Consider the following 22,729-nt stretch of genomic DNA (forward strand, 5'->3'; position numbering starts at 1 on the left):
CCTATTTTCCCGCCTTTGCTTTCATTTTCGCCACATTGGCGTTATGCTCGGCCAGTGTTTTGGCGAACACATGGCTGTCTGTATCGGGATCGGCCACATAGTAATAATATTTGTTGTTTTCGGGCCGCAGCGCCGCCAGAATGGCGGGCACGCCTGGGTTGCAGATGGGCCCCGCGGGAAGCCCCGGATAAACATAGGTGTTATAAGGGCTGTCGATCTTCAAATCTTCCGCCGTCAATTCGGCCTTATGCCCCACCGCATATTGAACGGTGGCATCGATGTTCAAATAAGGGAATTTGTCGGGATGCTTGAGGCGGTTGTAAATGACCCCCGCGATGGATGCCTGTTCGCTTTCCAGTTTTGCTTCGCGTTCCACCATTGAGGCCACGGTCAGGATCTGGCGCATGGTATAGCCCGATTCTTCTGTCAGGCTGCGCATCTCGGCGGTATATTTATTATTGAAGTTGTTGAGCATCGTGTTCAGAACGCGCACAGGGCTATCGTTGATATAGAACTCATAGGTATCGGGGAAAAGATAGCCTTCCAAACGGTTCTTTTCCATGGGGATATCCTGAAGCATCTCATGCTTGAACGCATAGGTATTGGCAGTTTTTAAAATATCATCCGCGCCGCAGACCCGCGTTTCTTCCAGCAGTTCGGCGATCTGCGCCAGCGTATAGCCTTCGGGGATGGTCACCTCCACCGTTTCCGTATAAGTGGGAACGCGGTTGAGTGTATTGATGATCTGCCCGTAATCCATATTGGCGTTGATCTCGAACTTGCCTTTTTTGAAGGTTTTATTATCCGCAGAAAAAGCGCTGTAAAGCTGAAACGCTATCCTGCTGTGGATCAGCCCGTTGTCATGCAGCATTTTCGCCATCTGGCTGTGTGTCTTCGGTTCCTTAATCTCTAAAACCACGGCGCGATCAGGCTTGACCAGCGCGAACATATCGTTTGCGGTATAGATCGCGATGGCCGATAGAATCAAAGAAAAGCCGAGGATGAACACGATATAGCTCATCGTGCTCATATCCGCGCCGTTTTTCTTCTTTTTGCGGCGCCGCGGGTTTTCTGTGTTTGCATTTTCTTGATAGCTCATTCAATGCCCTCCTTACGATCGCAAAAACACGGTTTTCACGATAAAAAGAATCGTAACTGCCCATACTCCCGGTGTCAGCGCGGTTTTCACCAGAGCCGAAACCATTCCGCCGCCCTTCAGCCGCGGGATGCGTCCTTTTTCCAGCTGTTTCTGAAAAGAAGATGCCGCCAGATAAACAAAAATGAAAAACAGCGCCGCCGTGCAAATAATAAAATAAGGCCAAATGCCGAACGCGGCATACCGTTTCAAAAAATAGCCCATCAGCAGATACAGCAGGTTATTGGTCATATGGCCGATGATAGCGGGCCACACAGAACCCAGAACCACCGCCAGATAGCCAAACACCAGCCCCGCCGCCAGCGGGCCGAAAAAGTTCGCCGCGCTGCCGTGGATCATGGCAAAGCACAGGGCCGAAATATAGATGGCCGTCAGCTGGCCCTGGGGCTCTTGAGAAGAAAGCACCGCACCGCGAAAAAACAGTTCCTCGACCAGAGCGGGCAAAATCGCCACGACCAAAACGATCAAAATCGTTTTCTCACTGCCATACCGTGTAAACGCCCCATAAGCGGTATCCTGCGTCAGGGTATGATCCGAAAAGAACGACAGCAGATAATTCAAGAAAAAGGATAACAGCGAAACCGCCACCGCCGCCGAAATACATAACGGCAGCATTCTCGGCTTCATGGCGCCCAGTCTCAGCTTCTGCGGCTGATCCTGTGTTCCCCGAAGCCCCGCATATAAAAGAAACGGAAGCAAAAATACCGCCGCTTCTACAGCTGCCTGTGTTAAAATCGGTGACAGAAGGCTGTTGTTGGCGGGGATCCGCCACGAAGCCAAAAGCAGCATTCCCATGGCCAGGGCCGGCAGAAAAGAGCTTAATCTCGCAAATTTTTTATTCAACTTGTGGATCTCCCTTCCGATAAACGGCGTTTTCCGTTACCACCGCGTCCATCAGCAGATCATGTTCCTGCGTGGGCACGGTATCCCAGCAGCACTCGCTGTGGCAGATGGCGGCGCGATAGAACCCGCCCTGCTCCAGAAAGCGGTCATAAAAACCCGCCCCGTGGCCCAGCCGTGTGCCGTCTTTTCCGCAGGCCACACAGGGCACCACGGCAAAATCAATCGTTTCCGGTTCGACCCAGGGTTCTTCTTCGGGCGGAACGGGAATCTGATAGGCCCCCAGCACGGCTTTTTTCAAATCGGAAAGCCGGCGCGCCCGCATGACGCCCCGCCGGATGCAGACCGGAGCACACACTGTTTTGCCGCGCCGCAGGGCGTCTTCGATGATCCGCGCCGTCTGCGGTTCTTTTTCCACCGAAAGATAGCAGAAAACGACTTTCGCCTGCTGATATTCCGGCATGGCAGTGATCGCGCTGAAAAACGCTTGGCCGCGCCGATCTTCTTCGTTTTTCATAAGATGCTGCAAACATTCTTTGGCTTTCTGCCTTGCCTGCTCTTTTTCCGTCATAGTCTTCCCCGCTTTCGGTGTTTTCCTTGATTTTGCGGCATAACGCCCGGTGAAATTTAATTATACAACAAATTCACATATGGGGGCAAGCCTTGCCCCGCGGTTTCTTCTGCCTTTAACGGCAGGATCATCGCAAAGGGCTTTTTTTCATCCGATGCCGCTGTGCGCATCAGGATGGCCTTCTGCCCTTTCTCGGCAGCGATGGCCGCGGCTAAAGCTTCTGTGTTTTGGCCGATGGCTTCGGCCACGCGCCATGTTTGCCCCAGTTGTTCGGCGAACCCATAGGCGGTGACCCTGCCTTCTTCTTTGAGCAAATAAAGATTTTCCGCGCCGAACAGCTCGGCCTGTATCTCAAATTGGGCGGCATCGCGTTTCAGATGGAAACGCCCCGCCATGCAGCTTTCATAAACCGCGCCCAGTTCTTCGAAGGTTTCGGGCCCTGCAAGGCAAAGCCCTTCCTGCGCCCGGGCGGAAACTTCCGTTTCTTTTAAATAAAACGCCGCCCGGTAGCCAAAACGGGCGTAATAATCAAACAGTGAAGGCTCGGCCGGAATCAGGATCAGCGCATCCTTGCCGCGTTTCAGCGTTTCGATCCGTGCGGCTTCCAGCAGCGCGGCGGCGTAACCTTTTCCCCGCGCCGTGGTCTTTGTGCCCACCGCATAGACATATTCCCCGCCGAACGCCCTGCTGCCTTGAACGAATGTAACGGGCAGCAGCTGAAGCATCGCTTCGATCTCGCCGTTCGCGCGATAGACCAAGGTATTCTGCGCCTGCCAGATCCGCTGAAAAAACCAGCCGGCAAACGCTTCTTCCCCGGGGAAGCATTCAGAAAACAGCGCCATCAGCTGCGGCAGCTCTTCTTTCGATGCAAACCCGATCATTGTTTGGGCTCCACAATAAATTTGGGGGTCAATTTGACCGGCTGATAAGAAAGCTTTGCCGTTCTCAGCCCGGGAATGCCCATATCTTCTTCACGGTTGATAAACTGGAATTCGGAAGCCGAAGTCTGGATAAACTGGCGGTTGATGAGAGGATAGGCGCCGTCTATATCTGCCAGCGCTTTTTCGATTTGAACGGTAAAGGTATCAAGCCCTGTGGGGCAGCCCAGCGTAAACGCCGTGATATTGCCGTCGATGCGCAAAATGCCGCCGCGCATGCGCAGCGCTTCAAAATTTTCCAATGCCTGCCATACCGCGCAGGATTCGAAAACCACCGTATCTTCGGAAGAAGGATCATGGTTCTGGCACCACAAATGGTGAAAATCCATCAGTTCTTTTTTGTGAACGGCGGGGTCGATGACTTCATAGCTCCATCTGCCCTCATAGTTTTGCAGAAAGCGGTTGATATAATTGCGTTTGGCGTGGAGCTTTTTGCCTTTCAAGGTCATCAAAGGCTCGCTTTCATAAATATAATCTTCGGAATCACGGTCTTCTGTGAATTCATATCGACCCGGCATCAGGCGTTCCAGTTCTTCTTTTTGCAGCGCGGTGCAGGCAAAAATTTTATAGGGCTTGCCGCGTTCCGCCGCGTCATCGGCAATGGCTTTCATGGCCGCACGCCGGTCGCCTTTCCCCACCGGGAACAGATAAACCAGATATTCCTGCTCTTTTTTGGGGATGGACATCATATAAAGAAAATCGCCTTGGATGCAGAATTCCGTGCGATAGCGGCATCTCCAGATAAAAACATCCGTAAAACACCGTTCTGTCATCTGTTCGGGTTCCAGCGCGAATTTTTCTTCTATCGCCTGCTGATCGGTAATTTTGATTTCTCGGAAGGGGAGCATAGTTTCACCTTTTCTTTTTATTTCATCAGGCATTCCTCTGCGAAATGCCGATAGATTTCTTCGTGGATATCCTGGGCCGAACGAACGGCATGATCTTTCACACAATCGATGCGCTGCCAGCCATATTCTTTGCAAACCGTTAAAGCGCGGCGCCTGCACAGCGCCAGATATTCGGGATCTTTTTCATGGATATCCCCTGCTTCCCCCTGCCTTTTGTGAAGCAGTTCAAGGGTGTTTTCCGTGGGCATATCCAGAAAAAACACAAGGGAGGGCCGGGGCAGTTCCAGCAAACGATATTCAAAATCGAACAGCCAATCCAAAAACGGCCCGGCTTTTTCTTCGGGGAGTTTGGAAGCCTGATGCACGGCGTTGGAGGTGGTATATCGGTCGCAAAGCATCAGACCGCCGTTTTTATAATACTCCTGCCACTCTGTTTTATACGATGCGTAACGATCCACCGCGAAGAAGGTGGAAGCCGCATAAGGGTTCACCGATTCGGGGTCGGAACCGAACGCGCCCGAAAGATAAAGCTTCAAAAGCGCCGCCGAAGGCTCTTGATAACGGGGGAACACGGCGGTTCGAAAATCGATGTTTTCGCGCAGAAGCCGCTCTTTCAAAAGCGAAAACTGCGTGGATTTTCCGCTGCCGTCTGTGCCCTCGATAACGATCAGTTTTCCCGCCATATCAGCACCCAAACCGCTTTCTCACTTCTTCGATCCTGCCGCAATACATTTTCCCTTCAGAGCAGGGGCCGCTCAAACAGGCCGGGCCGGCCTTGGCAAACAGCAGCGGGGCTTCCCGCTTGCAAAGCTCCAGCATCTGGCAGGCGACTTCACGAATTTCCCACTGGGCGCGGTTGCAGCAGCGCAAACGGAAGAAGTTATACAGCGAACGCACATTCATCGTCACCATCATTTTGGTGGCGCAGGCGTTGGGCAAAACAAAACGGGCATCTTCGATGGCTTTTTTGCGCGCGGCAGACTGCGCTTCCTTTTCCGGCTTCCCTTCCGCCAAAAATGCGGGCAGGTGCTTCTGATATAACAGTTCAGTCAGCCTGTCATAATCTTCCTGATCGCGCTGCATGGCGCGGCGAAAGATCTGCCGGGCTTCTTCATTCCCCTCGATTTCGGGCGGCACCACATAATCGAAGCTTTTTTCTCTGACATAGCGCTGGCTCTGCACGCTGAAAGAAGCAATGCGGTGCCGCGTGATCTGCGCCAGAAGCGAACGGGACACCCCTTCGACGGCAAAAGTAAAGCTGGCGTGTTCCACCGGGCTTTCATGGCCGATCTCTGTGAGCATTGCAATGAAATCGCTTGTTTTTTCCGGTGTGAGCCCATCTAAAATATGCTCGGCATCCGCCGCGGAATAGCACATCTTTGCCGCAGCCGCCACCAGCTTTTCAGGCTCTGGGGTGCATGAAATCAACTGAACTTTCGGCATTTTATTTTTCTCCTTTTGCTTTAAAGGCTTCTATCAGATAAAGCGGCAGCTTCATCATGCGCCCGATGCGCTGAGGCTGCTTCAGCAGCCGGTAGAACCATTCCAGCCCGAATTTGATGAAAAATTCGGGGGCGCGCTCGGCCACACCGGCAAAAACATCCAGCGAACCGCCCAGCCCCGCCATCAGCGACGCCGGAAGCTCATCGAGATAGCGATCCATGAAATATTCCTGTTTGGGGCTTCCCAGACATACAAACAAAACATCGGGGGCCGCCTGTTGAACCGCCTTCACCGCTTCTGCCTCTTCTTTAAAATAACCGTCTTTTGTGCCGGCGATATGAAGCCCGGGATATTTAGCCGTCAGCTTCTGCGCCGCCGTTTCCGCAACGCCCGGCTTACCGCCCAAAAAGAACACGCTATATTCCGTTTTGGCCAGTGCCTTCATCAGATTTTCGGCGAATTCTACCCCGGCGACCTTTTGTTTCAGCGGCTTTTTCAAAATGCGCGAAGCATAGATCACGCCGATGCCATCGGGCAAAACCAGACCCGCCCTTGAAACGATCTCGGATAAGCGGTGATCGTTCTTGCAGTTTTGGGCGATCTCGGCGTTAGGGGTCACCACCATGCATTTCGTCTTTGCTTGGATATGTTCCATTGCGGCGGCAACGGCTTCTTCCATTGTTACATTATCAAAGGCAACCGCCATAATTTTTGTGCGCATAAAGTACTTCCTCTCTTTTTATGGTGTCTGCCGAAAAATATCCGCCTGGCCGTTTCGGCCAAAGAAACCCTGCGACGGCGGCGCATGATTCCTGCATTCTGTTTTTAAAACGGCCCTTCAAAAGCCGGCCCGGGCAGCGCGCTTACATTAAAAAGTTAAAACACGCTAATAGTTTACCGCAAAATAAGTCAAAATACAAGTGCGGCGGCAACAGAAGTGAACTGTTGCCGCCGCACCTTTCTTGTTGATTCTGCACCGAAAAATCAGCGCGTTTTTGTCGTTTTTCTCTTGCTCTTTCAGGCGGTTTTCATGGTTTTTCAAGGCGCTTTTTCATTTCCCGCCTTTTTCGAAAATCACCGTTTTTTCACAGGGTCCCTGCGGCCGGCCCCTGCCGCAGAAAAAGGCCGCAGCCGGTCTTTCTTAAAACCGTTCTTGGGCGGGCCGAAAGCTCATCACCCCGCGCAGCGAACCCGCGAACCCCGCAAACGCCACCGCGGTGGCCGCATAATAAAGCATGCTGTGGGCGGCAACAAAATAAGTGATGATGGGCACCACCAGCGAAGCGGCGTTAAAGGCCATATGCATGGCGATCGAAGCTTTCAGGCTGTTGGTCTTCCAGCGCACAAGCCCCAGCAAAACGCCCATGGTGGCCGCATAGATCGCCCAGATCACGGTTCCGTGGATGACGCCGAACACCACGCCCTGGATCACCACGGCAAGCCCCGGGGCCATCACCCTTGAAAGGCGTGAAAACGCAAGTCCCCTGAAAATCACTTCTTCCACAATGGGTGCCAGCAGAACCACCGATATCAGGTTGGCGGCGATCATCGAAGTATCCAAAGCGCCGGAAGCGTCTGCATAAGATTCCATCATCTTTTTGGAAAACGGCAGAAGATCTAAAAACAGCGAAGTGAACAGGTTGCCCAGAAGACCCGCCAAAACGGCATTGCCCAAAACCGAAGTAGGAACCGCCCCGCCGCATTCCACAAGCCCGCAGAAAGAAAGGTGACGGAAGCGGGCGATCAAAAACACCACCGCCAGAGTCAGCAGCTGAGAAACCGCAAGGATCACCGTGGTATATTGCGCGATAAAACTTTTCAGGTATTTTTCCACATCCCCTGCCGGATGCACCGCCGTATAGCGCGCGCCCGCAATGGCGGTGAATGCATAATCGCAGGCTGTTTGTATCAGCAAAAACAAAAAGATATACCCTGCCGCGTTGCGAAACTGGCGAACCTTTTCCATCTCTTTTCCTCCACTTGCTTGGTTTTCTCTCTTGAACCAACAGGTTTCTTTATAATAAAAGATGCGGCGCCGTATACTTCCCGGCGCCGCTGAATCTTTTCACATCCTATGGATTAGCCCTCGTACATGGGGTATTTTGCGCAGATCTTTTCCACTTCGGAACGGATATAATCGGCTTTATTTTCAAAATCGGCAGCTGTCAGTTTGATCAGCTCTGCGATCTTGACCATATCTTCTTCCACGAGGCCTCTTGTGGTCACAGCGGGGGTGCCCACACGGATGCCGCTGGTGACAAACGGGCTTTCGGGGTCGTTGGCGATGGAGTTTTTGTTGGCGGTGATATAAACTTCATCCAGGCGGCGCTGCATTTCTTTGCCCGTCACATGGAAGTTGCGCAGATCCACCAGCATCAGGTGGTTGTCTGTTCCGCCGGAAACCAGGTTGAAGCCTTCTTTCAGCAGAGCGTCTGCCAGCGCCTTGGCGTTTTTGACGACCTGCTGCTGATATGTTTTGAATTCAGGCTTTAAAGCTTCGCCGAAGCAAACGGCTTTTGCGGCGATGATATGTTCCAGCGGGCCGCCCTGTGTGCCGGGGAACACGGCTTTATCGATCTGCTTTGCCAAAGCTTCTTTGCAAAGGATCATGCCGCCGCGGGGGCCGCGCAGCGTTTTATGGGTGGTCGTTGTCACGACATCCGCATAAGGAATGGGGCTCATATGCAAACCGGCAGCCACAAGGCCCGCGATATGCGCCATATCGACAAACAGATAAGCGCCCACTTCTTTGGCGATATCTGCGAAAATATCAAAACGGATCTCACGGGGATAAGCCGAAGCGCCCGCAATGATCATCTTGGGCTTATGTTCAATGGCCAGACGGCGCACTTCATCATAATCGATCATCTGGGTTTCGGGGTTGAGGTTATAAGGGATCACATTATAATAAGAACCCGAAATATTCACGGGGCTGCCATGGGTCAGATGGCCGCCGTTGGCAAGGTTCATGCCCAAAACGGTGTCGCCGGGCTTCACCAGCGCAAAATAAACAGCCAGGTTGGCCGATGCGCCGCTGTGGGGCTGCACATTGGCATGATCTGCGCCGAATAATTTGCAGGCACGCTCACGCGCGATGTTTTCCACCACATCCACGCATTCACAACCGCCGTAATAACGCTTGCCGGGATAGCCTTCGGCATATTTATTCGTCAGCACGGTGCCCATTGCCGCCAAAACAGCCGGGCTCACAAAGTTTTCGGAAGCGATCAACTCAATGTTCCGGCGCTGGCGGTTATATTCCGCTTTGATTCCCTCGCCGACTTCGGGGTCGATTTGGCAAATAAGATCCATGTTTTCTTTAATCATAGGGCTGCCCTCCATTTTTTAATCGATATTTTCATTATATAGTGGAATTGTTTTTATTTCAATAGTCTGATATAATTAAAAAAGTTTGAATCTCAACGATCCTTTTTTGTTTTTGGTGATATTTTTGTTTAAGAAATGACGCATTCCGCTTCTGCCGTTTTCGCAGGTCGGATATAGTATATTTATACAAATAGACAAGTTTTTTCTTGTTCGATTTTTAGTTTTTCGTGCGTAAAAAAGCGTCAGATCTCTTTTGGCGCAAAAATTTTTCTACAAAGGAACCAAAAAAAGTGGTGAAAAAAATGACAAAAAAACAACGCGCGGCCGAAATTGTGAAGCTGCTGGCGCAGCATTATGAGGCCAGTTGTTCGCTGGTGGCGCAAAAAGATTATGAATTATTATTTGCGACAAGACTTTCGGCGCAATGCACGGATGCCCGCGTAAATATCGTCACCGCCGAACTGTTTTCGCGCTGGCCCACGCTGCAAAGCATCGCCGACGCCGATTTGGAAGACCTGATGGAAACGGTGAAGACCTGCGGACTTTTCCGGACCAAAGCCACCGATATCAAAAAATGCGCCAATGTTCTTCTGGCATCCTATGACGGCAAAGTTCCCGATGATCTGGAAGAACTGCTCAAGCTGCCCGGCGTGGGCCGCAAAACCGCAAACCTCATTCTGGGCGATCTTTACGGAAAGCCCGCCATCGTTGCAGATACCCACTGCATCCGCATTTCGGGGCGTCTGGGGCTTACCGATTCCAAAGACCCTTATCAGGTGGAACTGCAGCTGAAAAAGATCATTGCGCCGGCCGAACAGAATGATTTCTGCCATCGCCTTGTGCATTTCGGCCGTGATATCTGCACGGCCCGTTCGCCCAAATGCACCGAATGTTTTTTATCGGATCTCTGCCCCTCCGTGGGCAAATAAAAGGAACCTGTTATGACCATCGATTATCAGACGCAGGAAGAGCAAACCGAAAAAACAGCCTCTTCCCTCCCCGACGAATATTATAAAGAATATCAGAAGCTTTCTTCCAAACTCCGCCGCGACGCCCTGCCCGGCAAAGAGCGTGCCGAGGCGCTGGAAGGGCTGCTGATCCTTTTGGGGCGCGCGCAGGCGCAGAACCGCCCCGCGGTTTCGATCTATGGCGGCGATTTCAAAGGCTTCTATCATGAGTTGCTTTGCGGCATGGAAACCGCGCTGCCCCTGGAATTCCGCCAAAAAAGGGCATTTTTCAAAAAATGTACCTTGGCGGCTCTGGCGGCGCTTTGCGTTTTGACCGCCGCCGGGTGGATCCTGTGGCGTTCGGCGCCCGTTCACATCGCCTTTGACGATCTTTCGTTTTTTGAATCGAACAAAGCCTATGTGCTTACGCGCGAGAAAGCGGATGCCCCCATTCGATTTACTTTAGATCTTGAAAAGGGCAAGGTCATCACAAACCGCGTGGTTTGGAAAGACGACCGCTGCCGCATTGTCTTGGAAAAATTATCCCCCGATGAAACCGGGGCATGGATCGCCGTTTTTCGGATGATCGGCTCTTGCGATAAAACGGGCGGCCGCATTGTCACGCCCCTTTCTCACGCTGCCTTCGCCGATTTTTCAAGTTATGAGCTTTCAAAAAAATTGACCGTTCAGGCCCAGGGAAAAACCTATTTTGCCGAACCGGCAGGCGCCGCTGCTTTTGAAAGCAAAAACAGTGATCTTTTGGCCTGGTCGCTTTTCCCCTCCGGCACTTCTCTATCAGATATGGCGCAAGCCCAAACCGTGATGCTCTCTTTTGAAAATTTATCCATCCTGCAATGGAAGCAGAACGGTTCTTCAAAATAAACCAGCCGCCAAAAGCAAAAGCCGCTTTGAAAAAACTCAAAGCGGCTTTTTTTATTCTCTTTCCAGCTGGACATGTTCTGCTTCTTCTTCGCCCAGGCACTCCAGCTGCTGGCGAACCATTTGAACCAGCATTTCACTGGGCTTGAAAAGAACATGGCGCATGACCCCGTGCTCATCATGGGAAGAGATCATGGTGCGGCGGTGCATATCGATCAGCGGCAGAAAATAGCGCTGTTTGCGCATATGCCATGCGGTGCCTGCACAATATTTATCAGTGATTTCCGTTGTTTTCTCCAGTTCCAATACCAATGCGTGATGCGGTTTCCCGAAAATCAGCTGACGGAAAACGATCTGATTGTTCAAAAGCCGATATTCATAGGAAACAAAGGTCAGCATAAACATAATAATGGAGAATGTTGTAAGCACGATCGCAGGGAGCAGATAACTGATCCACATGCCGTAAGAGGTGTTCCATATCGCTTCATAATAGCTGATCGTCAGCAGCAAAAAACCGCCCGCGATCGAAGTCGGCACGGTTTTGCGTTTAAACCCGCGATGCATTTGTTTATACATCATTTTTATAATTCCACCTTTCGCCAAACGGCCTTGCCGTTTGCAAGTTCAGCCACAAGATAACTTTTCTTCATCCCCAGACTTCCGGGGTTATATAAAGTGATGCCATGCAGCTTTCCTTCATAATATTGATGTGTATGGCCAAACAGACCATAAGCACACCCTGATTGCAGCACAGCCGACGCAAGATCGGCAAGGCCCTGTTTCACCCCGAAGCGGTGGCCGTGGGTCATGAATATCCTGATCCCTTCAAATTCCACTTCGCGGGTATAGGGTTCGGCGCAGAAAAGATCGCAATTCCCCGCCACAAGGGCACATCCCACCCCATATCGTTTTGTTTCCCGAATCATCTCATCGACGCCGTCGCCCAAAAACAAAACCGTATCCGGCATTTCCCGGGTAATCATCTGCCGAATGGCATCGGTGTTGCCGTGGGTATCCGACGCGACACAAAGTTTCATAACCTCTCCTCAGTTCATAATAGATTACAGAACCATAGGATACATCAGATTCACAAAAAAAGAAAGAGGTTTTTGCTTTTTTTCTTTTTTCCGGGGAACCTTCCTCTTTTCTCTTCCATATACTGTGGTGAAGAACCGATATGGAGGAGATCAAATATGCCCAGTGAATATGAAAACATCGCAAAACTTTTAATGTCGAGCCCCCAGGGAACCAAGATCATCAAAAGCCTGGATAAATTCAGCGCCATCGCATCCAGCGATTCGGGAAAACAGCTGATCGCCATGCTGGCGGATGAAGGCGGCGACGCCATCAAAACCGCGGCGCAGGCAGCCGTTCGCGGCGACCAGGATCAGGCGCGCGCTTTATTATCCAGCCTGCTTTCCACCAAATCCGGCGCGCAGCTGGCCGCAAAGATCATCGAAGTGGCAAGCCAGCAATAAACACCAGCCCCAAGTTTTCAAATCGATGAAGTAAAACACCTGAAACGATGTGCGGAGAAAGGGCGATTTTATGGCAGATATGGAAAACAAACTTAACGAAATGCTTTCTAACCCAGAGGCGATGAAAAAGGTTTTGGATCTTGCTTCCGGCTTGGCGGGCGTTTCTCAAAATCAGGCCGCGCCGGCCGCTCAGGCCGATCCTGCGCCTTCCGCCCCGGATTCCGCCTCTGCCCCCGACCTGAGCGCTCTTTTTTCAATGCTCGGCGGCGCATCCTCTTCGGCCCCCGCCGAACCCACCGCCCAGACCGCCGAAACCGCGGCGGCCGATGCCGGCGCGCTGGGCTCGCTGATGGATAAAGTCAATCTCAGTTCATTGCCTAAACTAATGGATGCACTTTCCGGAAAACCCAACTACTTAAAGCCTGAAAAAGTGAATCTGTTAAAAGCCCTCAAGCCTTATCTCAGCGCCTCGCGAGCCCCCAATGTTGACCGCGCCGTGAAAATGGCAAACCTTGCAAAAGCCGCGCAGGATACTTTGGGAGGCATCATAAGGAGATGACACCATGTATAACCGGTATCTGAATGCAGAGGGCTTTGATGAATATTTCACGCCGGTTGAAGAAGAAGCACCACCCGCCGAGCCCGTTTCAGCCGAAACGGCCGCCCCCGCCGCCCCAAAGAAAAGCAATCTTCTCGGGTCGCTGGGGAACCTGGGCGATCGCATCAAGCTGCCGGAATTAGACAGCGACACCATTCTGCTTTTAGTGCTGGTCTATTTTTTAGTAACCGATAACGATGAGAAAGAAAACAATAGCATTGCAGACACGCTGCTGATCATCGGCGCGCTTTTATTGCTTGGCTTCTAACCGCGCCCTCTCATGGATATCCCCTTTGACCCTGTTTCAAACTCACCTCTACCCAAAAACGGCGGCCGCGAAAATTCTTCGCGGCCGCCGTTTTTTCTATTTTCTATCTCCAGAACCAAATTTTCATGGGCCGGCTGTTTTTTCTCACCCGTTTGCAGCGCCATATTTCTTCAGGCGCTGCATGGCGGCCGCATAACCGGCAAACAACAGCCCCGCCGCCAAAATCCATGCGATGGAACTGGCCCAGCAGACGCCGGCATATCCCCAGCGTTTCACCAGCCACACCGCCGCCAAAACGCGCACAAACAGCTCGCTGACGCCCGCCAGAATCGGCACTCCGCCCAGCCCCATGCCCTGCAGGGTGTTGCGATAGATAAACAGCATTCCTAAAATAAAGAAGAACGGCGCCACAATATTCAAATAGGTTTGCGCCATGGCGGCCACTTCGGCCTGCCCTTCCCCCACAAAAAACGCCACCAGCGGCTTGCAGAAAGCCGTCACCATCACGCCGCCCACAAGGCTGAAGCAAAGGGATAAAAACGCGCTTTTTTTCACGCCCTGCCGAATGCGCTCCACCTGGCCCGCGCCGTAATTCTGCGCAGCATAAGTGGCCATGGTGGCGCCCAATGTGACCACCGGCTGGGTGGCAAGGTTCTCGATCTTGCTGCCCGCCGTAAAGGCCGCCACCGCGGTGGAACCGCAGGCGTTCAGCGCCGTTTGCAGAATCATCACGCCCACAGCCGTGATGGAAAACTGGAATGCCATGGGCAGCCCCACGCGCAGATGCGCTTCTGCCAAAGAAAAATCAAAACGCCAATCCTGCGCCTTTGGGCATAACAGCGGCAGTTTTTTCAAAATGAAGCCAAGGCAGAGAAACCCCGCCAGCAGCTGAGCCGCAACCGTTGCCCAGCCGGCCCCGGCCACGCCCATCTTGCCCCAGATGATGAGCGCATAATCCAGCACCACATTGATCAGACAGGCGATCACCAAAAAATAAAGGGGCGTTCGGCTGTCGCCCACCGCGCGGATGAGCCCCGAAGACATGTTATAGAAAACGGTCGCGCCGATGCCATAATAAATGACCACGATATATTGATAAGCCTGCTCGATGATATCCGCCGGGGTGTTCATCAGCCGCAGCAGCGGGCGTGCCGTGAAGACCGCCAGCGCGGTGATTACCAGCGTGGCCGCCAGACACAGCCACACCGAAGTTGCCACACTGCGGCGCAGCCCTTCTTCATCGCCGGCGCCGAACTGCTGAGAAGCCATCACAGCGAAACCGCCGGTAAGCCCCTGGGCAAAACCCAGAATCAGAAAAGAGATCGCCCCGGTGGCGCCCACCGCCGCCAAAGCGTTCACGCCAAGCGTGCGCCCAACGATCACGGTGTCGGCCATGCTGTAAAATTGCTGAAACACATTGCCGATCAAAAGCGGCACGGAAAACAGCAGGATCAACCGCATGGGGCTGCCTTTTGTCATATCGTTTGTAATAATGATCCCCCCAAAAATAACATAAAAAAGCCGCAGCCGCCGCGTCTTGCGCTTTGGCTGCGGCAAAAATTCAGGCTATTGCAAAACACTCTGCCCGTTTGGTAAAACGAACACCGAATCTTCGATATGACGAACATTCAGCAAGGTCTGCTGCATCGAATAAATTTCCATCCCGCCAAGGCTGGTGGTGGCTTCGATCAGCAATCCGCTGGAAACAGAGATATAATAGCGATCTTCGCTGCCGATTTTTTCATCCTTTGTTTTCACATAGATGCAGGGCTGGCCGTTATGTAAAAGATACCCCGCTTCTGTGATCGCATCGGATGGCAATTTCAAAACATCTTCATAAGTGGGCAATCTGCCTGCGTCATCGGGCGTAACACCGCCCAAAGCGCCCTGGTAAAAGCTGCGCGAACCGCTGTTCCAGGAATAATACTGCTTTTCCGTGAGCAAAATCTGTTGTTTTGAATTGCCCGCAGAATCAAAAAGCTCTATCCTGCTCAGCTGGCCGCGCCTCGATAAATGAAACACCTGTTCATCCGAAGAAGAAGCATAACTGAGTTTCGTTTTGCCTTCCCAATAATATTCTTCCGGCCGCTGCAGGGTGCCGATCACTTTTTGAACATTGGAAACATCCACATTCACGCCGTTGACCAAAGCGCCGTTTTCCCCTGCTGCATCACCCGAAACCACGATCGCATTTTCTCCGTTGGGAAGAACGATCTGCCCGTTGCCGTGATACCGCCGGTTCGTCCAGTAAAAACTGACCACCAGAACCAGCAACAGCAGCGCGGTTCCCAAAGCGACCCATCTGGCAAGATTTCTGCCCTTCATGGTTTATTGGCCCTCAATGGGTAAAAATGCCTCGGGCGCTTCTGCCCGCCTGCCAAATTCATAGAGAATGGCATCGACGATGCGGCGGCAGGCATGGCCATCGCCGTAAGGGTTCACAGCCTGCGCCATTTTTGCATATTCTTCGGGATCGCGCAGCAGCAAAAGCGCCTTTTCCGCGATCTCCTGTGCGCAGGTTCCGGCCATGCGAACGGTTCCCGCGGCCACGGCCTCGGGGCGCTCGGTTTCATGGCGAAGCACAAGAACAGGCTTGCCCAAAGAGGGGGCCTCTTCCTGGATGCCGCCGGAATCGGTCATCACCAAATAGGCGCGCTCCATCAGGTTATGCATATCCATCACGCCCAGCGGCTCAATGAGATCCACATTTTCGATCTCTCCCAAATGGCTTTTCGCCATCTGCTGCACATAGGGGCTCAAATGAACGGGATAAATAAAACGGATATCGGGTTCTTCTTTTGCGATCTGCCTGACGGCGGCCATGATGTTTTCAAAGGCCTCGCCGTAATTTTCGCGGCGATGCGCGGTGAGCAATACAACGCGCTCTTTGGAGAAATCGATGGTATTGAGATGGCTGCATTCAAACGCATACTCTTTTTTCACGGTGGTGGAAAGCGCATCGATCACCGTGTTGCCCGTGATATAAATGCTCTTTTCAATGCCCTCTCGATGCAGGTTTCTCACATTGGAAACCGTGGGCGCAAAATGAAGATCCGCAAGATCGGTGGTCAGCGTTCTGTTCATTTCTTCGGGGAAAGGCGAAAATTTATCATAAGTGCGCAGGCCCGCTTCCACATGGCCCACCTTTGTTTTCGCATAAAACGCGGCCAGCGCCGCAACAAAAGTGGTGGAGGTGTCGCCATGCACCAAAACGATATCGGGCTTTTCTTTTTCCAAAACTTCGGCAAGGCCCTCCAGCGCTTTAACGGTGATATGCATCAGCGTTTGAGATTTTGACATGATATTCAAATCATACTGGGGCCGGATGTGAAACGCCTGCAAAACCTGATCGAGCATTTCACGATGCTGGGCCGTAACGCAGACGATAGATTCGATTTCGGCCCGCGATTCCAATTCTTTGACCAGCGGGCACATTTTGATGGCTTCGGGCCGGGTGCCGAAGACAGACATGACCTTAATTTTTTCCATTCTGTTCACCCTCGCCCCCTGTCTTTTTTTCCGGTTCCGCTTTCTCTTCTTCCTGCATGTGGTGTTTGGCTTCTTCGCGGCGCTCATAGCCGGTGACGCTCAAGCCGATCAGCACAGCCGCCAGAATGGCGATGGCCAGAATGATGATCTTGATTTCGCCGCTGGTGGTGAGCACCACCGCGCTCAGCCCCAGCACCGCCGAAAGCATGTAAAGGATCGCCACGGATTGCTTCTGATCGAAGCCCATGTCGATCAGGCGGTGATGCACATGGCCGCGGTCTGCCTGCATGGGGTTCTGCCCCTTGAGCAAACGGCGGATAATGGCAAAGGAAGTGTCGAAAATAGGCAGCCCCAAAATGATGAAGGGCACGGCAAACGAAATGCCCACATAGTATTTGAACAAGCCCTGAATCGATACCGTTGATAAAATATAGCCTAAGAACATCGCACCGGTATCGCCCATGAAAATTTTAGCGGGGTTGAGGTTATAGGGCATAAAGCCGATGCAGGCGCCGGCCAGCGCGGCCATCGCCACGGCGATATATCCTTCGGAAACCAGCACGGCGATGGTGAACACCGTGACGGAAGCAATGGAAGAAACGCCCACCGCCAAACCATCCAGACCATCGATCATATTCACGGCGTTGGTGATGCCCACGATCCAAAGCACCGTTAACGGGATGGCGAAAAAGCCAAGGCTGATATAGCCGCTTTCGGTGAAGGGGTTAGTAAAACCGCGCACCACAACGCCGCTCAGCGCGGGGATCAGCGCCGCCAGGATCTGCCCGGCAAATTTCACCAGCGGCTTCAGCGTTTTGATATCATCCACCACACCCAGCAAAACGATCAGCACCGCGCCCAGCAAAATGGCTCTCGTCTGGTTATCGATGCGGCCAAACAATAAAAAGCTGATCAAAAAGCCCAAAAAGATCGCCAGACCGCCCAGACGGGGGATCGGCACTTTATGCATTCTTCTCGCATCACGGGGAACATCCACGGCGCCAACTTTTTTGGCGACCAGCTTTACCACAGGGGTAGACGCAAAGGAAAGCGCCAGCGCTGTGCTAAAAGCAAAAAACGAAGTCATCAACACACTGTTATCCATCATGATTTTCTATGCTCCTATTAGGGGATGTGCAAGCATCCCGGTTTCCGCTTTGTTAGAACGGTTTTTTAATAAAGCCAACTTTTTTATAAACCTTTTCCAAAGTGCGGCGCGCCATTGCATCCGCTTTTCTCGCGCCTTCCGTATAGATCTCTTCAAGATATTCCTTGTGGTTCAGCAGTTCTTCTGTTTTTTCGCGAACGGGTCTCAGCGATTCCGCCACCGCTTCGCCCACGGCTTTTTTGAAATCACCGTATCCTTTGCCTTCAAATTCGCGTTCCACCGCGTCGGCGGTAACACCGGTGGCTGCGGCATAAATATTGATCAAATTATTGATGCCGGCCTTGTCTTCCCCTCTGCGCACTTCGCTGCCCGAATCGGTCACGGCGCGCTTGAATTTTCGAAGGATATCTTCGGGCTTATCCATCAGCAGCACAAAGCCGTTGGGGTTCGGGTCGGATTTGCTCATTTTTTTCTCGGGTTCACACAAGCTCATGATCTTTGCGCCCGCTTTGGGGATCATCGGTTCGGGAATGGTGAACACATCGCCGTAAACGCCGTTGAAACGCTCGGCGATATCGCGGGCGATCTCAACATGCTGTTTCTGATCTTGCCCCACCGGCACAAAATTCGTGTGGTAAAGCAGAATATCCGATGCCATCAGCACAGGATAAGTGAAAAGCCCCGCATTCACATTATCCGCATGGCTCTGCGATTTATCCTTAAATTGTGTCATGCGCGAAAGTTCGCCGAACATCGTGTAGCAGTTGAGGATCCACGCCAGTTCCGCGTGAGCCGCCACATGGCCCTGAATGAAGACAATGCTTTTTTCGGGATCGATGCCGCAGGCGATATACTGGGCCAGAACTTCCAAGGTCTGGCGGCGCAGGGCCGCAGGATCTTGACGAACGGTGATGGAATGAAGATTCACCACGCTGTAAATGCAATTATATTCATCTTGGATCGTACCCCAGTTTTTGATCGCGCCAAGATAATTTCCCAAAGTCAGTTTTCCGGAAGGCTGCACACCGCTAAAAACGATCTTTTTATGTTGCTTTGCGGTTTCCTCCGCGCTGCCGATAACAGCATCATTCATAAATTGATTCCTCTTTTCCTGTTTAATTGCTCAAAAAGCAAGGAATTGGCCGCAACAGAATCTTTTTGTCATGGTTATTTTTCACTATTGCAGATGGGTTAATTCTATCACATTTGCCGGTTAATAAGCAAGCGTATTCCCTTTTTCGCGGGCATAATTTTGCTGTTTTTGTGAAAAATAACCGTAGCTATTTGTTTTTCGATGCGTTTCACAGGATTTTTTATTCTATCTTTTCAGAATGTGAGGGAGTTTTTATGCAAAACAGCCATTATAACAAAAAAATCATCAGTTTTTTGCTTTGTGTTTCTGTTATCACCCTGAGCGGCGCCCTTTATTTTCGCCAAAAATCAGAAGCATATGAAGCAACGCTTCAAAGAAATTCCCAGCGCGCTTACGCGGAACTCGTCAGCAGCACTTCCAATTTGGAATCGGCCCTGATGAAAGCGAAATATTGCGCTTCCGAGCCGATGCTTTCTTCCACGGCGGCGCAGATCTGGCGGGAAACCGCCCAGATCAAAAGTGTTTTATGCCAGTTTCCCGCCGCTTCGGAAGGGCTTGATTCCATGCAGAAATTCATCGCGCAATCCGGCGAATATGCCTTCACTTTGATCCGCCGCCAAAAAGAAGACCTGCCTTTATCCACCGAAGAATACGGGAACCTCGCGGCGCTGCAGCAGACAGCCGCAACACTTGCCGATCATCTGCTGCAATATCAGCAAAACCTGGGCGAAACCCTCAGCTTCGACGCAGGCCGCAAAGCGGTTCCCGCCGGTGATTTCAACCAGGTGCCCCAGGAATTCGGCGAATATCCCACGCTGACCTATGACGGGCCGTTTTCCGACCATCTTGAAAAGCAGGAAGCTGCCTTTCTGAAAGATAAAAACCGGCTTGCCCTGCCCGAGCTGCGCCTGCGCGCCGCAGAGTTTCTCGGCGTGGGTGAAGCAGCCATCACCGACGGCGGCGAATGCGGCGACCGCATCCCCTCTTATCGCTTCACCAGCGGCACACGCTGCATCGAGCTGACGCAGCAGGGCGGCTTCCTGCTGAACTATACGGATGGCCGCAGCGTTTCGGCCGCCACCCTCACCCCCAAACAGGGCGCCGAAAAAGCCGCCGCCTATCTGGAATCCCTGGGTTTTTACGAAATGAAGCAAAGTTATTACGAATCGTTTGAAGGAACGGTGACGGTGAATTTTTGCGCCACGCAGGATGGTGTGGCGCTTTACCCCGATCTCATCAAAGTCTGCATCGCTCTGGATAACGGACAAACCATCGGTTTTGAGGCCAAAGGGTATCTGATGAACCACAAGACCCGCGCTTTCGGCGCCGCGAACTTCACCATGGAGCAGGCTGAAAAGCGCATCTCCCCTGTTTTGAAAGTGATTTCAAAAGACCGGGCAATGGTGCCCACCGACGGCGCTGCCGAAAACTACTGCTATGAGTTCGTCTGCCTCACACCGGAAAACACCCACTGCATCGTGTATATCAACTGCGCCACCGGCGACGAACAGAGCATCCTCTTATTGCTCGAAAGCGCAAACGGCACCCTGACCGCTTAATAAAAACCGCGGATCTGCGCGGCAAGCTCATTCACTTTATCCATCGCTGTTTTATCATCTTTTGCGGCGATATCATCCGTTTTCAGGCTGGTCACGGCCCCCAGCCATTTTGCGCCGGCTTCGGCCAGAATGATCTTCGCCGTGGCAATGGCGGGCTGGGGGTCTTTGGTGCTGCCGCCGCCGCAAAGCAGCAGCGCCCCCCATTTCTGCGAACCGTTCTGCGGCGCAATGCCCATTCTTCTTCCCTGGAACATCATCTGAAAACGGCTGCAAAAAGAAAGAAGGCTTCCCGTCAGGGTGGAAAAATATAAGGGCGAAACCAGCAGAATGCCGTCTGCTTCCTTGATTTTTTCATAGTATGGCTGCATGTCATCTTCTATGACACAGCCATACTTCTTCATGCAGCTGCGGCAGTCGATGCAGGGGCTTACCTGCGCGCGGTAAGTATCGATCTGTTCCCACTGCGCGTCGATATGCCGCTTCATTTCATCCAGCAGCGCGGCGCAATCGCCGTTTTTTCTGGGCGAACCGTTGAGCACAAGAATTTTCATTCGAAATTTCTCCTTTTCTTTGAAAACACTTCTTTTCTTCATTTTCTGATAAAATAATCACATTATCGATATTTTATCATAAAATGATGGCTTCTGCATGAAAAAGTTCCGAAAACTGCTTGACGGCCTTTTCCTCTTACTATATAATGATTTCAATGAACAAAGGCGTTCATTAAAGGGGAAAAGAAGTCGCTTTTGTCCTTTAATGGGCGTCTGTTTTTATGTCTATTCTTCCTTTTTATCAGAAGAATTTCATATTGTTCCGATTCTATATCTTCAGGAGGACATAATAAATGCTTACTGCAATCACAGGGATCAACTGGGGGGATGAAGGCAAGGGCCGCATGGTCGATCTGCTTTCTGAAAACTATGATATCGTCGTGCGCTATCAGGGCGGCAACAACGCCGGTCACACGGTGGTAAACCCCTCGGGCAAATTCATTCTCAACCTGTTGCCTTCCGGTATTTTAAGAGAAAATGTTGTCAATGTCATGGGCAACGGCATGGTCATCGATTTAGAGCATCTCTGCGGCGAAATCAAAAAGCTGCGCGATGCCGGCATCACCGTCACCCCCGATAATTTGAAGATCAGCGATAAAGCCGTGATCTGCCTGCCTTATCATAAACTTCTTGATAATTTGGAAGAAGACCGTTTGGGCGACGCCAAGTTTGGTTCCACCCGCCGCGGCATTGCCCCCGTTTATGGCGATAAATATATGAAACGCGCCGTGAGAATGGGCGAACTGCTGCATCTGGAAGAACTGGAAAAGCGCCTGGAAGGCATTGTCGATTGGAAAAACCTCACCGTTGTGGGCGGATATCACAGCGACCCCATCACCGTGGAAAGCGTGATGGCCTGGCTGAAAGAATTCGGTCTTCCCCTCAAGGCCCATATCTGCGACACCGGCTTTTACCTTGACCACGCCGAAAAAACCGGCAAAAAGATCCTTTTTGAAGCCCAGCTGGGCGCCCTGCGCGATATCGATTTCGGCATTTATCCCTATACCTCCTCCTCTTCCACCATTGCGGCCTATGCGCCCATCGGTTCCGGCATCCCCAACCATAAGCTGAGCAAAAGCATCGGCATTATGAAAGCTTATTCCACCTGTGTGGGCGAAGGCCCCTTCACCTGTGAAATGTTCGGCGATGAAGCCGAAGCGCTGCGCAAAGCAGGCGGTGAATATGGCGCGGCCACCGGCCGCCCCCGCCGCGTCGGCCCCTTTGATGCGGTGGCTTCGAAATATGGCGTGAGAATGCAGGGGGCGGATGAGATCGCCCTGACAAAGCTTGACGTTTTGTCTTTCCAAGAAAAAATCCCCGTATGCGTGGGCTATCAGGTGGGCGAAATGCGCACCACCGAATTCCCCACCGGTGCTTTACTCGATATTGCCACGCCGATCTATGATTATCTGGATGGCTGGAAGCGCGATATCAGCGGCTGCCGTAAATATACCGATCTGCCCAAGCAGGCTTTGGAATATATCCATTACCTTGAACGCTGCGTAGGATGCAAGATCACCTATGTTTCTGTTGGCCCTGAGCGCGATCAATATATCGTGATGTAGTATCGTTCGGAGGGCGGCCGCCTTGAAAAGGGTGCACCGCCCTTTTTTCAAGCCTTTCTCTTGCAAAAAGG

General features: G+C 52.0%; 25 protein-coding genes. 7 read left to right on the forward strand and 18 right to left on the reverse strand.

Annotation, left to right across the window (positions count from 1 at the left end):
* Window position 1: 1 nt before the first annotated feature.
* From mltG to ACJA3I_RS08555, 10 genes are all read right to left on the reverse strand, one after another.
* The gene (gene mltG / locus ACJA3I_RS08510) at window positions 2-1,099 is read right to left on the reverse strand and encodes an endolytic transglycosylase MltG (protein WP_458862181.1); all 1,098 of its coding nucleotides are present in this window, start codon (window positions 1,097-1,099) and stop codon (window positions 2-4) included.
* 12 nt (window positions 1,100-1,111) lie between these two features.
* The gene (locus ACJA3I_RS08515) at window positions 1,112-1,999 is read right to left on the reverse strand and encodes a CPBP family intramembrane glutamic endopeptidase (RefSeq protein ID WP_458862182.1); all 888 of its coding nucleotides are present in this window, start codon (window positions 1,997-1,999) and stop codon (window positions 1,112-1,114) included.
* Complete coding sequence (locus ACJA3I_RS08520; RefSeq protein ID WP_458862183.1) at window positions 1,992-2,567, reverse strand: 5-formyltetrahydrofolate cyclo-ligase; 576 nt, start codon at window positions 2,565-2,567, stop codon at window positions 1,992-1,994. The genes ACJA3I_RS08515 and ACJA3I_RS08520 overlap by 8 nt, the downstream gene beginning before the upstream one ends.
* A 56-nt stretch (window positions 2,568-2,623) precedes the next feature.
* Window positions 2,624-3,448, reverse strand: coding sequence for a GNAT family N-acetyltransferase (locus ACJA3I_RS08525; protein WP_458862184.1), 825 nt, complete (start codon window positions 3,446-3,448; stop codon window positions 2,624-2,626).
* Window positions 3,445-4,353, reverse strand: coding sequence for a DUF2156 domain-containing protein (locus tag ACJA3I_RS08530; RefSeq protein ID WP_458862185.1), 909 nt, complete (start codon window positions 4,351-4,353; stop codon window positions 3,445-3,447). Before ACJA3I_RS08530 ends, ACJA3I_RS08525 begins: the two co-directional genes overlap by 4 nt.
* 17 nt (window positions 4,354-4,370) lie before the next feature.
* Window positions 4,371-5,036, reverse strand: a complete 666-nt coding sequence (locus tag ACJA3I_RS08535) for a dTMP kinase (protein ID WP_458862186.1) — start codon at window positions 5,034-5,036, stop codon at window positions 4,371-4,373.
* 1 nt (window position 5,037) lies between these two features.
* A complete protein-coding gene (gene thyX, locus ACJA3I_RS08540) occupies window positions 5,038-5,796 on the reverse strand; it encodes an FAD-dependent thymidylate synthase (protein ID WP_458862187.1) in 759 nt (252 codons plus the stop codon).
* Between the two features lies 1 nt (window position 5,797).
* Window positions 5,798-6,517: a WecB/TagA/CpsF family glycosyltransferase gene (locus ACJA3I_RS08545; RefSeq protein ID WP_458862188.1), complete on the reverse strand. Its 720-nt coding sequence runs from the start codon at window positions 6,515-6,517 to the stop codon at window positions 5,798-5,800.
* 420 nt (window positions 6,518-6,937) lie between these two features.
* Complete coding sequence (locus ACJA3I_RS08550; RefSeq protein WP_458862189.1) at window positions 6,938-7,762, reverse strand: CPBP family intramembrane glutamic endopeptidase; 825 nt, start codon at window positions 7,760-7,762, stop codon at window positions 6,938-6,940.
* 113 nt (window positions 7,763-7,875) lie between these two features.
* Window positions 7,876-9,123, reverse strand: coding sequence for a serine hydroxymethyltransferase (locus tag ACJA3I_RS08555; RefSeq protein ID WP_458862190.1), 1,248 nt, complete (start codon window positions 9,121-9,123; stop codon window positions 7,876-7,878).
* A 302-nt stretch (window positions 9,124-9,425) separates the two neighbouring features.
* Between ACJA3I_RS08555 and nth the strand changes: the two genes are divergently transcribed.
* On the forward strand, window positions 9,426-10,052 hold the full coding sequence (nth, locus tag ACJA3I_RS08560; RefSeq protein ID WP_458862191.1) for an endonuclease III: 627 nt from the start codon (window positions 9,426-9,428) through the stop codon (window positions 10,050-10,052).
* A gap of 12 nt (window positions 10,053-10,064) precedes the next feature.
* A complete protein-coding gene (locus ACJA3I_RS08565) occupies window positions 10,065-10,952 on the forward strand; it encodes a hypothetical protein (RefSeq protein ID WP_458862192.1) in 888 nt (295 codons plus the stop codon).
* Between the two features lie 51 nt (window positions 10,953-11,003).
* Here the strand turns inward: ACJA3I_RS08565 and ACJA3I_RS08570 are convergent, their stop codons facing one another.
* A complete protein-coding gene (locus ACJA3I_RS08570) occupies window positions 11,004-11,528 on the reverse strand; it encodes a hypothetical protein (protein ID WP_458862193.1) in 525 nt (174 codons plus the stop codon).
* Between the two features lie 2 nt (window positions 11,529-11,530).
* On the reverse strand, window positions 11,531-11,986 hold the full coding sequence (locus ACJA3I_RS08575) for a metallophosphoesterase family protein (RefSeq protein WP_458862194.1): 456 nt from the start codon (window positions 11,984-11,986) through the stop codon (window positions 11,531-11,533).
* A 156-nt stretch (window positions 11,987-12,142) separates the two neighbouring features.
* Here ACJA3I_RS08575 and ACJA3I_RS08580 point away from each other — a divergent pair, with 156 nt between their 5' ends.
* From ACJA3I_RS08580 to ACJA3I_RS08590, 3 genes are all read left to right on the forward strand, one after another.
* The gene (locus tag ACJA3I_RS08580; protein ID WP_458862195.1) at window positions 12,143-12,427 is read left to right on the forward strand and encodes a hypothetical protein; all 285 of its coding nucleotides are present in this window, start codon (window positions 12,143-12,145) and stop codon (window positions 12,425-12,427) included.
* A gap of 70 nt (window positions 12,428-12,497) precedes the next feature.
* Window positions 12,498-12,986 (forward strand): hypothetical protein, encoded by a 489-nt coding sequence (locus ACJA3I_RS08585; protein ID WP_458862196.1) that lies wholly within the window; start codon window positions 12,498-12,500, stop codon window positions 12,984-12,986.
* Between the two features lie 4 nt (window positions 12,987-12,990).
* Window positions 12,991-13,293, forward strand: coding sequence for a hypothetical protein (locus ACJA3I_RS08590; protein WP_458862197.1), 303 nt, complete (start codon window positions 12,991-12,993; stop codon window positions 13,291-13,293).
* Window positions 13,294-13,437: 144 nt separating this feature from the next.
* Here ACJA3I_RS08590 and ACJA3I_RS08595 read toward each other — a convergent pair whose 3' ends face one another.
* The 5 genes from ACJA3I_RS08595 to trpS form a co-directional block, all read right to left on the reverse strand.
* On the reverse strand, window positions 13,438-14,754 hold the full coding sequence (locus tag ACJA3I_RS08595; RefSeq protein ID WP_458862198.1) for an MATE family efflux transporter: 1,317 nt from the start codon (window positions 14,752-14,754) through the stop codon (window positions 13,438-13,440).
* Window positions 14,755-14,859: 105 nt separating this feature from the next.
* Complete coding sequence (locus tag ACJA3I_RS08600) at window positions 14,860-15,618, reverse strand: hypothetical protein (protein WP_458862199.1); 759 nt, start codon at window positions 15,616-15,618, stop codon at window positions 14,860-14,862.
* A 3-nt stretch (window positions 15,619-15,621) separates the two neighbouring features.
* Window positions 15,622-16,782, reverse strand: coding sequence for a non-hydrolyzing UDP-N-acetylglucosamine 2-epimerase (wecB, locus tag ACJA3I_RS08605; protein ID WP_458862200.1), 1,161 nt, complete (start codon window positions 16,780-16,782; stop codon window positions 15,622-15,624).
* Window positions 16,769-17,890, reverse strand: a complete 1,122-nt coding sequence (locus tag ACJA3I_RS08610; RefSeq protein WP_458862201.1) for an MraY family glycosyltransferase — start codon at window positions 17,888-17,890, stop codon at window positions 16,769-16,771. Before ACJA3I_RS08610 ends, wecB begins: the two co-directional genes overlap by 14 nt.
* 52 nt (window positions 17,891-17,942) lie before the next feature.
* Window positions 17,943-18,983: a tryptophan--tRNA ligase gene (gene trpS, locus ACJA3I_RS08615; RefSeq protein WP_458862202.1), complete on the reverse strand. Its 1,041-nt coding sequence runs from the start codon at window positions 18,981-18,983 to the stop codon at window positions 17,943-17,945.
* A 254-nt stretch (window positions 18,984-19,237) separates the two neighbouring features.
* Here trpS and ACJA3I_RS08620 point away from each other — a divergent pair, with 254 nt between their 5' ends.
* Entirely contained in the window at window positions 19,238-20,542 is a 1,305-nt protein-coding gene (locus tag ACJA3I_RS08620; protein ID WP_458862203.1) for a PepSY1/2 domain-containing protein, read from the forward strand.
* Here ACJA3I_RS08620 and ACJA3I_RS08625 read toward each other — a convergent pair.
* On the reverse strand, window positions 20,539-21,093 hold the full coding sequence (locus ACJA3I_RS08625; protein ID WP_458862204.1) for a flavodoxin family protein: 555 nt from the start codon (window positions 21,091-21,093) through the stop codon (window positions 20,539-20,541). The two genes, ACJA3I_RS08620 and ACJA3I_RS08625, sit on opposite strands and share 4 nt — an antisense overlap.
* Window positions 21,094-21,386: 293 nt before the next feature.
* Between ACJA3I_RS08625 and ACJA3I_RS08630 the strand changes: the two genes are divergently transcribed.
* A complete protein-coding gene (locus ACJA3I_RS08630; RefSeq protein ID WP_458862205.1) occupies window positions 21,387-22,658 on the forward strand; it encodes an adenylosuccinate synthase in 1,272 nt (423 codons plus the stop codon).
* Window positions 22,659-22,729: the final 71 nt, after the last annotated feature.

The sequence above is a fragment of the Acidaminobacterium chupaoyuni genome, from assembly GCF_047936785.1.
GTDB classification, from domain to species: Bacteria; Bacillota; Clostridia; order Oscillospirales; family Butyricicoccaceae; genus Acidaminobacterium; species Acidaminobacterium chupaoyuni.

What these genes read in the sequence shown, in the direction of transcription:
- mltG (WP_458862181.1), bottom strand. Translation starts at nt 1,099, where the DNA reads ATGAGCTATCAAGAAAATGCAAACACAGAAAACCCGCGGCGCCGCAAA.
- ACJA3I_RS08520 (WP_458862183.1), bottom strand. Translation starts at nt 2,567, where the DNA reads ATGACGGAAAAAGAGCAGGCAAGGCAGAAAGCCAAAGAATGTTTGCAG.
- ACJA3I_RS08525 (WP_458862184.1), bottom strand. Translation starts at nt 3,448, where the DNA reads ATGATCGGGTTTGCATCGAAAGAAGAGCTGCCGCAGCTGATGGCGCTG.
- ACJA3I_RS08530 (WP_458862185.1), bottom strand. Translation starts at nt 4,353, where the DNA reads ATGCTCCCCTTCCGAGAAATCAAAATTACCGATCAGCAGGCGATAGAA.
- ACJA3I_RS08535 (WP_458862186.1), bottom strand. Translation starts at nt 5,036, where the DNA reads ATGGCGGGAAAACTGATCGTTATCGAGGGCACAGACGGCAGCGGAAAA.
- thyX (WP_458862187.1), bottom strand. Translation starts at nt 5,796, where the DNA reads ATGCCGAAAGTTCAGTTGATTTCATGCACCCCAGAGCCTGAAAAGCTG.
- ACJA3I_RS08545 (WP_458862188.1), bottom strand. Translation starts at nt 6,517, where the DNA reads ATGCGCACAAAAATTATGGCGGTTGCCTTTGATAATGTAACAATGGAA.
- ACJA3I_RS08550 (WP_458862189.1), bottom strand. Translation starts at nt 7,762, where the DNA reads ATGGAAAAGGTTCGCCAGTTTCGCAACGCGGCAGGGTATATCTTTTTG.
- ACJA3I_RS08555 (WP_458862190.1), bottom strand. Translation starts at nt 9,123, where the DNA reads ATGATTAAAGAAAACATGGATCTTATTTGCCAAATCGACCCCGAAGTC.
- nth (WP_458862191.1), top strand. Translation starts at nt 9,426, where the DNA reads ATGACAAAAAAACAACGCGCGGCCGAAATTGTGAAGCTGCTGGCGCAG.
- ACJA3I_RS08565 (WP_458862192.1), top strand. Translation starts at nt 10,065, where the DNA reads ATGACCATCGATTATCAGACGCAGGAAGAGCAAACCGAAAAAACAGCC.
- ACJA3I_RS08570 (WP_458862193.1), bottom strand. Translation starts at nt 11,528, where the DNA reads ATGATGTATAAACAAATGCATCGCGGGTTTAAACGCAAAACCGTGCCG.
- ACJA3I_RS08575 (WP_458862194.1), bottom strand. Translation starts at nt 11,986, where the DNA reads ATGAAACTTTGTGTCGCGTCGGATACCCACGGCAACACCGATGCCATT.
- ACJA3I_RS08580 (WP_458862195.1), top strand. Translation starts at nt 12,143, where the DNA reads ATGCCCAGTGAATATGAAAACATCGCAAAACTTTTAATGTCGAGCCCC.
- ACJA3I_RS08585 (WP_458862196.1), top strand. Translation starts at nt 12,498, where the DNA reads ATGGCAGATATGGAAAACAAACTTAACGAAATGCTTTCTAACCCAGAG.
- ACJA3I_RS08590 (WP_458862197.1), top strand. Translation starts at nt 12,991, where the DNA reads ATGTATAACCGGTATCTGAATGCAGAGGGCTTTGATGAATATTTCACG.
- ACJA3I_RS08595 (WP_458862198.1), bottom strand. Translation starts at nt 14,754, where the DNA reads ATGCGGTTGATCCTGCTGTTTTCCGTGCCGCTTTTGATCGGCAATGTG.
- ACJA3I_RS08600 (WP_458862199.1), bottom strand. Translation starts at nt 15,618, where the DNA reads ATGAAGGGCAGAAATCTTGCCAGATGGGTCGCTTTGGGAACCGCGCTG.
- wecB (WP_458862200.1), bottom strand. Translation starts at nt 16,782, where the DNA reads ATGGAAAAAATTAAGGTCATGTCTGTCTTCGGCACCCGGCCCGAAGCC.
- ACJA3I_RS08610 (WP_458862201.1), bottom strand. Translation starts at nt 17,890, where the DNA reads ATGATGGATAACAGTGTGTTGATGACTTCGTTTTTTGCTTTTAGCACA.
- trpS (WP_458862202.1), bottom strand. Translation starts at nt 18,983, where the DNA reads ATGAATGATGCTGTTATCGGCAGCGCGGAGGAAACCGCAAAGCAACAT.
- ACJA3I_RS08620 (WP_458862203.1), top strand. Translation starts at nt 19,238, where the DNA reads ATGCAAAACAGCCATTATAACAAAAAAATCATCAGTTTTTTGCTTTGT.
- ACJA3I_RS08625 (WP_458862204.1), bottom strand. Translation starts at nt 21,093, where the DNA reads ATGAAAATTCTTGTGCTCAACGGTTCGCCCAGAAAAAACGGCGATTGC.
- ACJA3I_RS08630 (WP_458862205.1), top strand. Translation starts at nt 21,387, where the DNA reads ATGCTTACTGCAATCACAGGGATCAACTGGGGGGATGAAGGCAAGGGC.